This window comes from Tamlana crocina (assembly GCF_012037625.1).
In genome coordinates this window covers 16,950-30,566 of the sequence record NZ_JAAVJS010000004.1, presented here as the reverse complement: position 1 = coordinate 30,566, position 13,617 = coordinate 16,950, and the positions used below count along the sequence as shown (strand labels likewise).

The 13,617-nt window shown below is 36.8% G+C and carries 7 protein-coding genes; all 7 read left to right on the top strand.

All coding sequences use genetic code 11. The features are described from left to right. The 7 genes from HC176_RS03550 to HC176_RS03520 all read left to right on the top strand — a co-directional run bounded on the left by HC176_RS03550 (nucleotide 1) and on the right by HC176_RS03520 (nucleotide 13,604). On the top strand, nucleotides 1-3,528 hold the full coding sequence (locus tag HC176_RS03550) for an alpha-L-rhamnosidase-related protein (RefSeq protein WP_167916817.1): 3,528 nt from the start codon (nucleotides 1-3) through the stop codon (nucleotides 3,526-3,528). Nucleotides 3,529-3,628: 100 nt separating this feature from the next. Continuing rightward, entirely contained in the window at nucleotides 3,629-5,725 is a 2,097-nt protein-coding gene (locus HC176_RS03545) for a BNR-4 repeat-containing protein (RefSeq protein WP_167916816.1), read from the top strand. A gap of 11 nt (nucleotides 5,726-5,736) precedes the next feature. Beyond that, nucleotides 5,737-7,596, top strand: a complete 1,860-nt coding sequence (locus tag HC176_RS03540) for a DUF5060 domain-containing protein (protein WP_167916815.1) — start codon at nucleotides 5,737-5,739, stop codon at nucleotides 7,594-7,596. A gap of 263 nt (nucleotides 7,597-7,859) precedes the next feature. After that, entirely contained in the window at nucleotides 7,860-8,831 is a 972-nt protein-coding gene (locus tag HC176_RS03535) for a Gfo/Idh/MocA family protein (RefSeq protein WP_209309651.1), read from the top strand. A 1-nt stretch (nucleotide 8,832) separates the two neighbouring features. Beyond that, nucleotides 8,833-10,185, top strand: coding sequence for a family 43 glycosylhydrolase (locus HC176_RS03530; protein ID WP_245234830.1), 1,353 nt, complete (start codon nucleotides 8,833-8,835; stop codon nucleotides 10,183-10,185). Nucleotides 10,186-10,208: 23 nt separating this feature from the next. Then, nucleotides 10,209-12,470: a glycoside hydrolase family 3 N-terminal domain-containing protein gene (locus tag HC176_RS03525; protein ID WP_167916814.1), complete on the top strand. Its 2,262-nt coding sequence runs from the start codon at nucleotides 10,209-10,211 to the stop codon at nucleotides 12,468-12,470. 6 nt (nucleotides 12,471-12,476) lie between these two features. Beyond that, nucleotides 12,477-13,604: a glycoside hydrolase family 88/105 protein gene (locus HC176_RS03520; protein WP_167916813.1), complete on the top strand. Its 1,128-nt coding sequence runs from the start codon at nucleotides 12,477-12,479 to the stop codon at nucleotides 13,602-13,604. Nucleotides 13,605-13,617: the final 13 nt, after the last annotated feature.

Below are 13,617 nucleotides of genomic sequence, written 5' to 3'. Positions count from 1 at the left end.
ATGTATAACAACATTTTTTTAATTGCAGTAATGAGTGTGTTGGCTGGTTTAAACGTAGCCAAAGCCCAAAATAATAATAGTAGTGATAAACCAAATATCATTTTTATACTTACCGACGACCAACGGTTTGATGCTATTGGTTATGCCGGAAATAAATATGTTGACACTCCAGAGATGGATAACCTGGCTAAGTCGGGTACGTATTTCCATAGTGCAGTTGTTACAACTCCTATTTGCGCTGCGAGTAGGGCAAGCATATTAACGGGGCTTCACGAAAGGTCACACAATTTCAATTTCCAGACAGGGAACGTTCGTGAGGAGTATATGGCAAATTCATATCCGAAGCTTTTAAAGGATAATGGTTACTATACTGGTTTTTACGGTAAGTATGGTGTGCGTTATAACGATTTAGATAAGCAATTTGATGAGCATGATGACTATGACCGCAATAATAGGTTTAAAGATAGACGAGGTTATTACTATAAGACTATAGATAAAGATACCGTTCACTTAACGAGGTATACCGGGCAACAGGCACTCGATTTTATTGAAAAGAATGCTAAAAATGAAAAACCATTTTGTTTGTCATTAAGCTTTAGCGCGCCTCATGCCCATGACGGTGCACCCGAACAATACTTTTGGCAAAATACCACCGACAATCTTTTGCAAAATACCACTATTCCGGATCCAGAATTAGGAGAGGACAAGTATTTTGAAGCACAGCCAAAGGCCGTTAGAGATGGGTTTAATAGATTGCGCTGGACTTGGCGTTACGATACTCCTGAAAAGTACCAGCACAGTTTAAAGGGTTATTACAGAATGATTTCTGGAATAGACTTGGAAATCAAAAAAATTAGGGAGAAGCTAAAAGAAAAGGGAGTAGATAAAAACACGGTTATCATTTTAATGGGTGATAATGGCTACTTTTTAGGCGAACGCCAATTGGCAGGAAAGTGGTTGATGTACGACAACTCGGTGCGCGTACCGTTAATCGTTTTTGACCCGCGAGTAAATAAGCATCAAGATATAACCGATATGGCACTTAATATTGATGTGCCATCAACCATAGCTGATTTAGCAGGAATAAAGGCTCCGGAATCTTGGCAGGGTAAAAGTTTAATGCCCATTGTAAAGCAAGAAACAAATACCATGGGTAGAGATACAATTCTCATAGAGCATTTATGGGATTTTGAAAATATACCTCCAAGTGAGGGGGTACGCACCGAAGAATGGAAATATTTCCGTTATGTTAACGATAAAACCATTGAAGAGCTTTATAACCTCAAGAAAGACCCAAAAGAAATTAATAACTTAATCGGTAAGAAAAAATATCTAAAAGTAGCAGATAAGCTTCGTGCAAAACTTGATGAACTAATAACTAAAAATAGTAATGAATACAGAGCTGCACCAACCGATTTGACGGTCGAGTTGATAAGAGAACCAGAAATGGAAGTTGAGGTATTCGATTTGAAACCAGAGTTTGGTTGGACTGTGCCTTTAGGTTCAAAATTTCAATCGGCTTACCAGATATTGGTTGCATCAAACCAAGCCAGTATCAATGCTAATAACGGTAACGTTTGGGATAGCGGCCAAGTACGTTCATCTCAATCTACAGATGTAGAATACCAAGGTAACGCTTTAGAAATAGGTAAAACCTATTATTGGAAAGTTAGAATTTGGGACGAAGAAAATCGACTGGTTGATTATTCAAAAGCTCAAAAATTTAAAACGGGAAAAAGTGATAGCTATATCATTTCTACCGAAAATCAATTTGTTACGGATAAAATAAAACCAACGAAATTTGAAAATAGAAATGGCGTATATTTTATCGATTTTGGTAAAGCCGCTTTTGCCACCATGGATTTTACTTACCATGCGAAAACCCCACATACTTTAACGGTAAGAGTTGGAGAAATGGTTGACGATAAAGGAAACGTTAACAGAACGCCCCCGGCAAGAAGTAATATTCGGTACCAAGAGTTAAAGGTTAATGTTAAGCCAGGACAAACAGAGTACAGAATACCGGTACAGACCGATGAAAGGAATACACGCCCCAATCAGGCCATTCCATTGCCAGATGGTTTTCCGCCCTTAGTGCCGTTTAGATATGCCGAAATTGAAGGCGCTCAGTCGGAAATCAAATTAAGCGATGTTGAGCAACTGGCATTTCGTACCTATTGGGATGACAAAGCCAGTAATTTTGAAAGTGATAACGATATATTGAATCAAGTTTGGGATTTATGTAAATACTCCATAAAGGCAACAACCTTCAATGGTTTGTATGTTGATGGAGACAGAGAGCGTATTCCATATGAAGCAGATGCCTACTTAAATCAGCTAAGTCACTATACCACAGACAGGGAGTATGCCATGGCAAGAAGAACTATAGAGTATTTCATGAAGCATCCTACTTGGCCAACAGAGTGGCAACAACATGTGCCCCTTCTCATCTATGCAGATTATATGTACACAGGGAACACCGAGCTTATTGAGCGCTATTATGAAGCCCTAAAACATAAGTCACTTTATGAACTTTCCAATGAAGATGGACTCATCACCTCTACAAAAGTGGATGCCGAATTTATGAAAAAGTTAGGCTTTCCTGAAGGATACAAAAAACCGTTAACCGATATTGTAGATTGGCCCTCAAAGAATTTTGCAGGAAGTAAAACTAAAGGTGAACGCGATGGTTTTGTTTTCATGCCTTACAGTACTGTAATAAACTCCTTCTTCTATGAAAACATGAAAATCATGGCAGAATTTGCTCAGCTTTTAGGAAAAACGCAAGAAGCTTTAGACTTTGAATATCGTGCAGCCAAAGCCAAAAAGGCGGTTAACGAACAAATGTTCGATAAAGAACGCGGCATATATGTAGACGGAATAGGAACCGATCATGCCTCATTGCATGCCAATATGATGCCATTAGCCTTTGGTTTGGTGCCAGAGGAACATTTTGACTCTGTTGTAGATTATGTAAAATCGAGAGGCTTGGCTTGTAGTGTTTACGGAGCACAATTTTTAATGGATGGCTTATATAACGCAGGCGAAGAAGATTATGCGCTTGAGTTATTAACTAGTAAAGCAAAAAGAAGTTGGTATAATATGATTAGAGTAGGTTCAACAATCACCTTAGAAGCTTGGGATTACGACTATAAAGTAAATTTAGATTGGAATCATGCTTGGGGTGCTGCACCTGCCAACATAATACCAAGAGGCTTATGGGGCATAAAGCCAAAAACTCCTGGATTTGGTATAGCCACCATAAAACCACAAATGGGCAAGCTAAAATCTAGTGAAATAGTTGTACCAACTGTACGTGGTGGTATAAAAGCAAAGTACACTCATAATGGGCCAAGGTTACAAACCTACGAAATTGAAATTCCAGGAAACATGGTTGGCGAATTTTCGCTAAATGACTTAGGAGGAAAAGACCTAATCTATAATGGAGAAAAAGTACCATCTGCTTTTAAATATATAAGATTGTCACCGGGTAAACACACTATTCAGCTTAAAATTAATTCATTTTAAAGTAGAATGAATAATTTAAGGCCAGTAAGATTATATTTTTACTGGCTTTTTTTGTAAGTCTTCTAAAGTAATAAAGACAAGACTTTTAAAAAAATGAAAAATGAAAAAGAGTTACTTTGTATTATGTTTGTTATTAGTGTTTTGTTCTTTAGTTGAAGCTCAAAATGAATTAGTTGCTACTTTAGATAGTTCAACTAGAGTGTCTGGTGATGGTGAAGGTGGTTTGTATTTTGCAGGAGCTAGGAATGTAAATTATAGGTTTTCTCCAAGAATAACTCCACATGGCGATTGTGTAGATGTTGTTAATGGTTATGCCTTTGTTACTTGGTATAAAGGAGGAATGGATGCACGAAATTTAATGTTGTCAAGAAAGAATTTGAATGTACCAAATTCCAATTGGGTTACTATTGAATTTCCTCACCAACATGTAGGACAAGGCGGTGAACTTCTAAATGGTACAGGTATACGTGGCGATTCTCATAATACAGCAGCTATTGGTGTGAGTACAATAGACAATACGATTCATATATTATATGACATGCACGCTTATAGGTCATCTTCATTGCCCAATCATTTCTTTAATTATTCAGTTTCAAAAGCAAACATGGCTTTTGTACCTGATAATGAGTTTACTTTGGATATTTTCAATCCTAAACGAAATTATTTAAAATCTGGTGAGGATTATGAACGAATGACCTACCCAATGATTCACAGAGCCGATGACGGAAGTTTAATTGCGAGATACAGGCAAGGTGGTTCTGGTAATGGCGATATACTTTTAGCACATTATGATGGTAGTGTGTGGAGTGATAATTGGTTATTTCATGAAGGTACGCTTGCGTTACCTAATAGAAACAATATGTATGGTGGTGAGCGTTTTTTAAACGGCAAGTTTTATTCTGGTTTTTCTATACGATACTCCACTAATAGTGATACTAATACTAGTAATGGATATATGTTAAATAGTGGATTATATTACGCTTATACTAATGGAATTCCTTCAAATGCATCTATACCTTGGTTTGATGTAAATGATACTTCTATTGCTTTACCGATCAGAAATAATATTAATCCTAATTCAGATCCGGTTCAAATAGCACAACCAGGAGATGATTATGGGACAGCTTCATTGCCTCGGTCGTCTTCCGATCCAGCGTGGACCGTTACTGCAAATGGTGCGATTCATTTTGTGCAACGTGTTGATAATAGAAATGTGCACTATTATAAGTTGGCTACTGATACTAATTTTTCTAGTAATGTAGGTGGACTTATCCCAAATCCACAAGTTCGTGGGGAAATTTATAGCTACAAAAACCATGTGTTTATGGTAGAGCTTTTAGGCGGAAAAGTAAATATCAAAACTACATTGGAGGATCAGAGTAATTGGGAAATAGTTTATGCAGGTACAGAAAGCACAAATTATGCACATTTTGATGCTTTTGTTGATGGTAATAAACTATATGTTTATCTCATGGAAGATACTGGAAACAATACGCCTGGAGTTGGTGATAAGCGCCCATTGTATTTTCAAGAATTTACACTATCTGAAGTTGATGCCCCAGTTTTGATATCACTAGAGGCCGAAGATTATACAACAGCTAGTACTGACATAAATATAGGGTCGAGCACTTCGGCATCAGGAGGAGAATATATAGACGCTTTTGCTTCAAATCAGTTTATAGAACATAAATTTCAAGTTGCCACAGCTGGTAGTTATGATTTTATTCTTTTTGCCGCAAATAGAAATAGAGATGATTCCATCATGGATATTGAAATAAACGGAACTTTATATGACGATGTTTTAATTACAAGGACCTTTGACTGGAATATATATTTAAAGACAAGAATTCCAAATATTACCTTAAATCAAGGTGAAAACACAGTAAGACTTACGCAACGAAGATCATTATCAAGCGAACCTGATAAAATTGAGTTTGAGTTGAAGTCAGCTTTAAGTACAAACGACTTTAATATCCAAAAAGTACTGATTTACCCTAATCCTAGTGAAGGTGTTTTCAATATCAAAACCAATATTCAAAACCTTAGGTACAACTTATTAAATATCCAAGGTCAAATTATTCAAAGTGGCATAGTTTCTCAAAATATAGTAGATTTTTCAAACCACATACAAGGGATTTATTTTTTAGAATTATCCAATGGAAATAGTAAGCTAGTTAAAAAAATAGTTGTTGATTAAGTCAATATAAAATGAATAAACTTCTTAATTTTCTATTCTTCTTTCTCCTAATTCTCAGTTCTTGTCAACAACAAAAGGTTGCTAAAATTGATGGTCAATTAAAAAAGTGGCACAGAATTGTGCTTAATTTTGAAGGCCCGGAAACTAGTGAAATGAATGCTAATAATCCATTTTTGAACTATCGCTTGGATGTAACGTTCAAAAATGGTGAAAACACATTTGTTGTCCCAGGGTTTTATGCTGCCGATGGCAATGCTGCCAATACAAGTGCAGATAAAGGAGATATTTGGCAGGTCCGTTTTACGCCCAATGCTATTGGGGAATGGACCTATAACGTTTCTTTTAAGGAAGGAGAAAATGTTGCCATTGCAGAAGATGTGTCCAATGCCTCAAATGCCGGTTTTATGGATGGGCAAACGGGTAGTTTTACCATTGCAGAATCTGATAAAACGGGTGTTGACAATAGAGCTAAAGGAAAGTTACAGTATGTTGGTGAATCATATTTAAAATTTGCCGACAGCCAAAAGTATTTTATAAAATTAGGAGTGGATGCTCCCGAGAATTTACTCGCCTATACTGATTTTGATGTGTCCACCAATGCACTCGATTTTCAAAAAACATGGGAGCCACATGCCAAAGATTTCGACGACAGTGGGACACCTTTTTTATGGAAGGAAACCAAAGGGAAGAACCTTTTAGGTGCTATTAATTATCTGGCCGGTGAGGAATTAAATGTATTTTCTTTTTTAACCTTTAATGTTGATGGAGACGACCGAAATATTTTCCCTCATTTATTAAAAGTCCCGATTGAAGATTACGAAACTTACGCCAGTGTAAAGAAAAATAAAGAAGCGTGGGAAAGCATGTTCCACAAAACACGGTTTGATGTTTCTAAACTAGACCAATGGGAGCGCATATTTGAATATGCTGAAACCAAAGGCATGTTTTTACATTTTAAAACCCACGAAACTGAAACCGACCATTTAATGGATAAGGGCGTTTTTGGTACAGAAGGTAAATTGTATTACCGCGAGCTTATTGCACGTTTTGGGCACCATTTGTCAATGAACTGGAATTTAGGAGAAGAAAATAATCAACCTACTGAGGAAGTCCTAAAAGTAGCGGACTACGTTTCAAAATTAGATGCTTATAAGAGTCATTTGGTTCTGCATACCTTCCCAAATAAGGACGATAGGTACTACGATTTTATTGGAGACAAATCACCCTTAACGGGAGCGTCTTTGCAACTTAGTCATCCAGATTTTAATGATGTTCATGGAAGGGTTTTAAAATGGCAGGAAAAATCGTATGCCACAGGTAAAAAGTGGGCTTTGGCCGTTGATGAACCGGGAAAAGCAAATATTGCATTATTACCCGACGATGAAGATTCAGAACATAATTATGCCAGAGGAAGGGCTATGTACGGTACGCTGATGGCAGGTGGTTATGGGGTTGAATGGTATTTTGGCTATGCCAGTCCTAATTCCGATTTAACATGTCAGGATTTTAGAAGTCGCGACTTGTTTTGGGATCAAAACAGATATGCTTTGCACTTTTTCAATAATTATATCCCGTTTTGGAAAATGGAACCGAGTGATGATTTAGTGATTTCCGAAGACATATCATATTGTTTAGCCAAGGAAGGGGAGGTTTATGCTATTTATACAGAAGCGAATGCAGGTGAAATAAACCTAGATTTAGGACCCTCTACTAACTCATATAAAATAAAATGGTTTGACCCAAGGAAGGGCGGTGATTTGCAAGAAGGCAGGATTTCTTCGGTCAAGGGCCCGGGAATAGTTGGATTAGGAGAGCCACCGTCAGAAATTGATAAAGATTGGATGGTTTTGGTAAGTACAGATTCCATTTGAGCTAATTGGGTCAAAATGGTTTGTTCGTTCAATGTAAAGTGATTTTTTCTTTTTCCCTAGCAATTACCGCACAGTACAGGACAGGTCTACAGATTTCAAATTTTATCTTTAACATTATTTTTGAAAATTGAATTTAGGACCTCTGCCCTCGGGCATAAGTAGAGGTTTTAGTCAATGAATTTATCAATTTACATTATTTAAAATCGGACAAAACATCATCTCAAGTGCAAAATGCTACTTTAAGCGAGATAACTTGTAATTATATGACTATAAGAAATATCAATTGGGGGATTATAGGTTGTGGCGATGTTGCGGAAATTAAAAGTGGTCCTGCTTTTCAAAAGGTACAGAACTCGTCTTTAATAAGTGTCATGCGTCGAAATGAGGAAAAAGTAAAGGATTTTGCCGCGCGGCATCATGTGCCAAATTATACTACGAGTGCTTCAGAGTTAATTAACGATAAAAAGGTGAATGCAGTGTATATATCAACTCCGCCTTCTTCACACTTAAACTATACAAAACAAGCCATTCAAGCAGGTAAAAATGTGTACTTAGAAAAGCCTATGGTACTAAACAGTAAGGAGGCTGATGAGCTTTTAGGAATAGTGAACCAAAGTAATGTAAAGGTTACCGTAGCGCATTATCGTAGAAATTTACCTTTGTTTATCAAGGTTAAGGAATTGTTAGAAGCCAATGCAATTGGTAAAGTATCTTCGGCAGAAATTGATATTGCACAATCTCAAAACGCCAATTTAATAGCCAAAACCGATGAAAATTGGCGGTTAAACCCTGAAATTTCGGGTGGTGGTTATTTTCATGATATAGCACCACACCAAATAGATTTAATGTGTCATTATTTTGGTGAAGTAACCAAAATAAACAAAGGGTATATTGATAATAATATCTCAACAGGTGATGTTGTTAGGGGTGAAGTAGCATTTAAAAATGGTGTTCATTTTAAAGGTAGTTGGGATTTCGCTGCGTCTAAAGACAGGGATAGATGCATTATTACTGGAGAAAAAGGCACTATTTCGTTTTCTTTTTACAGTGATGAAATTAGTGTTGAAACTAGTGATAAAACGGAAACTTTTAAGTTCGAAAATCCTAAACACGTGCAGCAACCTATGATAGAACAAGTGGTTAGCTACTTTTTAGGAGAAAACGAAAATCCATGCTCCGTAGAAGAGGTCGCAGTAGTTACAAAAATTATGGATAGCTTTTGTGGAATTGAATAATTTGAAAAGAAATATTAAAATATCAAACGGAATTGTAGGAGTAATGTTATTAGTTATTACAACAGCATTTACTCAAAATCCTATTGTACCGAACGTAGGGTTAAACGATCCTCATATTCATATATTCAACGATACTGCTTACGTTTATGCTTCGCATGATAAATCTATTGACAATGATAATTTTATTATGGAAGATTGGTGGGTGTGGTCCTCGCCTGATTTGGTTAACTGGACTAAACGCAGTGTTTTAAGACCCAAAGACACCTATATTGGAAAAGAATTTTCAAGATGTTGGGCTACCGATGCTGCCTATAGAAATGGGAACTATTATTTTTATTTTTCCGAAGGTAACGAACAAACAGGGGTGGTAGTTGGAGAAACACCAGTAGGCCCTTGGAAGGATGTTTTAGGTAAACCACTATTGTCCTCAGATTTAACACCTACACATGAATACGATATGGCCATTTTTGAAGACAATGGAGAACATTATATCGTATTTGGTGTATGGGATTATTATATAGCTAAACTAAATGAGGATATGATAAGTTTAGCAGAATCTCCAAAGAAAATTGTAATAAATAACCCGCGAGGGCCCTATAATCCTTATGGAGACAACAAAAAAATGCCAACAGACGATAAGCCTTTTGTGCATAAATATAACGGCAAGTATTATTTATCATGGGGTTGTTTTTATGCTATGGCTGATAATCTTTATGGACCGTATGATTATAAAGATTCTGTGATAAAGGAATCGAGTTTTGCAGAAGGTTTTGAGGCTCCCACATGGCCTAACGGATTTTTACAAGGGCGTCATGGATCTTTCTTTGAATGGCATAACCAATGGTATTATATTTATTGTGATGTTAGTCAGACAGGAAATCGTTATTTTAGGGAAAGTTTCATAAGTTATATTCATTATAAGGACGATGGCAAAATGGCGGCCATAAGAGTTGATGGTATTGGAGTAGGTAATTATGATGCCGATATGAGTATTGAGGCAGAGGATTATTTTAATGCCAAGGGTGTCAAAAAAGTTGAAAACACGTTGGGAGGATTTTCTATTAAACCATTAAAAGATAACAATTATGTAATTTACCCTAATGTGAAAGGGTTGGATGATAAAACAGTGTTGGAATTAGAAGTTTTATCAAGCGAGGCTAGTAAAATTGAAATAAGAGATTCCAATGCAGATGGTAAATTATTAGCAATCCTAGAAATACCTAAAAATGATATTTATACCTTTCAAAAAAGACAATTTGATATAAAAAATTTAAAAGATGTAACCTCAATTTGCTTTGTGTTTAAAAATAATGATCAAACCTTAGCAATAAATCGATTTACATTTAATAACTAAAACTATACAAACATTACAAACTAATGAGAAAATTACTTTTTTTAGCGTTATTGGCAGTTTTTGTTTCATGTGAAAAGGGAGACTCAAATTCCAAAGATTACAAAGATGCTTCGTTGTCAATAGATGAACGTGTAGAAGCACTATTACCAAAGTTGTCCATTGAAGAGAAAGTGGCACAAATGCGAATTTTTCATGCCAATATTGGTACAAAACCTGATGCTAATGGCAACTTAAAATTGTCAAAAAAAGTTATAGAAAAATTAAAGTTGGGCATTGCAGGAATTAAGAACCCTGGAGAGCATATTGATGCCGTTGCCGCCGCAAAAATGAACAACGAGCTTCAAAAATACATCATTGAAAATAACCGTTGGGGTATACCAGCGTTATTCGTAACAGAGTCATACAACGGTGTTGATGCAGAGGGGTGTACTCGATTTGGACGCCCAATGACATCTGCAGCATCTTTTAACCCAGAATTGGTGCAGCGCCAATGGGATGTTGTGGGTAGAGAAGCAAGACTACGAGGGATGCACATGTGCCATTCACCTGAAGCAGATTTAGTGCGCGATCCTCGTTTTGGTCGTATGAGTGAGGCTTTTGGTGAAGACACATATTTAACCACGCAAATGGTAAAAAACGCTGTTATTGGTGTACAAGGTAATTACGAAGGTTTAGGTAATGGTACCCATATTGGTGCAGTGACTAAACATTTTGCAGCTTACGGACAAGTGTTAGGTGGCTCTAACTTTGCAGCTATTGAAATTTCTCCTAGAACATTAATTGATGAAATATATCCGCCCTTTGAAGCTGCGGTTAAGGAAGCTAAAACTTTAGGTATAATGGCATCACATGGAGATATAAATGGTGTGGCGTCTCATGGTAATCCAGAGTTGCTTACTGGTGTTTTAAGAGACCAATGGGGATTTGAAGGTTATGTAGTTTCAGACTCAAATGATATAGCCCGTTTATTTTATTTTATGAATGTTGCCGAATCTCCAGAAGCTGCTGCACAAATGGGACTAGAAGCTGGAATTGATATCGATTTATATGCAGAAGATTCTTATGCCTATCTTCCTGAAATGGTAAAGAAAAATCCAGAACTTGAAAAACTAATTGATAGATCTGTAAGACGTGTTTTAAGAACTAAATTCATTTTAGGGCTTTTTGATAATCCTTACATTAATATCGAAGATGTGGAGAAAGGAAACAGAGCAGAATCGTCTTTAGAATTAGCGAAAGAATCAGATTTGGAGTCTATTATTCTTCTAAAGAACGAAGCTAATACGCTACCGCTTGATGCTAAAAAACCTACTAAAATTGCGCTTTTAGGTCCTCTTGTTACAGAAAATACCAAAGCTATGTTTGAATCTGTGGCAGACGACAATATTAAATTTGTTGCAGAAAAAGGGTTTCATTTAACAGATGAAAAAGGTGGAGAACCAAAACTGTTGCCAAGAGATGGAAAAGCCTTAGATAAATTGGTATCCATTGCTAGAAGTTCTGATGTTATTGTTTTATTTATGGGAGGCGATGAATTTACGTCAAAAGAAGCGTTCTTTACCCATGCCTTAGGTGATAGAGCCACCATAGATCCGGTAGGGCCACAAGACGAATTGATTGAGCGTGTAAAAGCCTTGGGTAAACCAGTTATTGTGGTATTAAAGCATAGAAGAACACTTTCTATTAATGCCATTGCGGAGCATGCTGATGCTATTCTGGATACTTGGGATTTAAGTGAGTTTGGGGACGAATCTACTGCAAGAATCATTTTCGGTGAGGTGTCGCCATCGGGTAAATCGCCTGTCACTATTCCAAGGTCTATTGGGCAAATTCCATTTCATTATAGTATGAAGGAAATCAATTATAAGAAAGAATACTTGTTCTTAGGTAAAGGACCATTGTATCCATTCGGTCATGGTTTAAGCTATGGTGATTTTGAATATTCAGACATTTCTATTTCTAACGGAGAAATTACACCAGATACGGAACTCGAGGTAAGTGTCAAGGTTACCAACAAAGGAAGTATGAAAGCCAAGGAAGTGATTCAAATGTATATTAAAGACGAAATTGGTTCAGTTACACGCCCTGATAAAGAGCTCAAGGGATTCCAAAAGATAGAATTTAATGCAGGAGAAAGTAAAACGGTTTCATTTAAAATTACACCTAAAATGTTAGAGTTTACAGGCATCACTATGGAAAAAGTGTTAGAGGCAGGCGATTACACCGTAATGGTTGGGACGTCTTCAAAAGACTATTTAGAAACAACATTTAAACTAAAAAAATAAGATATAATGAATAAAACAATTTTAACACTTTTAGCAGTTGTATTATTATTCAATTGTTCCACTGCACAAAAAGTTGCAGAAGTACAGGCTATAAATAAAGAGGAGGTCAAGTCCTCTATGATTAAGGCTCTGGAATGGCAAGAAGCTCACCCTATTTTTGCTTTAGCACCAACAGATTGGACGGCAGGAGCCTATTATGTAGGAGTTGCAAGAGCCCACAAGACCACCAAAGATATGATGTACATGGCCGCCCTAAAAAATCAAGCCTATTGGAACAATTGGCAAACCTACACACGCTTGCATCATGCCGATGATGTTGCTATTTCATATAGTTATATATACATCGACAGGAACGAGAAAAGGAAAAATTTTGTAGATTTAGAGCCAACTAAAAAGTTCTTAGATGCGCATTTATACGAAGATGATAACTGGAAAGCAGGAACTGATAAAAGTGAATACGGCAGAACCATTCTTTGGTGGTGGTGCGATGCCCTTTTTATGGCACCTCCTGTACTTAATTTATATGCTAAGCATACTAAACAACCCAAGTATTTAGATGAAATGCATAAGTTTTATATGCAAACGTACAATCAGTTGTACGATGAAGAAGAGCAATTATTTGCCAGAGATATGCGTTTTGTTTGGGAAGGCAATGATAATCCCACTAAAGAGCCAAACGGTAAAAAAGTATTTTGGTCCAGAGGAAATGGTTGGGTGTTTTCTGGTTTAGCGTTGATTTTAGACGATATGCCAACAGATTATGAGCATCGCCCCTTCTATGAGAACCTTTATAAAGAAATGGCAGAAGCCATATTAAAATTGCAACCAGAGGATGGTTTATGGAGAACCAGTTTGTTATGCCCAGAATCCTATGACCACGGAGAGGTAAGTGGTAGTGGTTTCCACACCTTTGCACTAGCTTGGGGCATTAATAATGGTTTGATTGATAAAAAACATACGACCGCTGTTAAAAAAGCTTGGCATGCTTTAAAAGCCTGTCAGCACGATGACGGACGTGTAGGTTGGGTTCAAAATATTGGAGCCTTCCCAGAACCTGCGTCGGCTGACTCCTGGCAGAACTTTGGAACAGGAGCCTTTTTATTGGCAGGTAGCGAAATCTTAAAATTAGACTAAACTCAAAAACAAG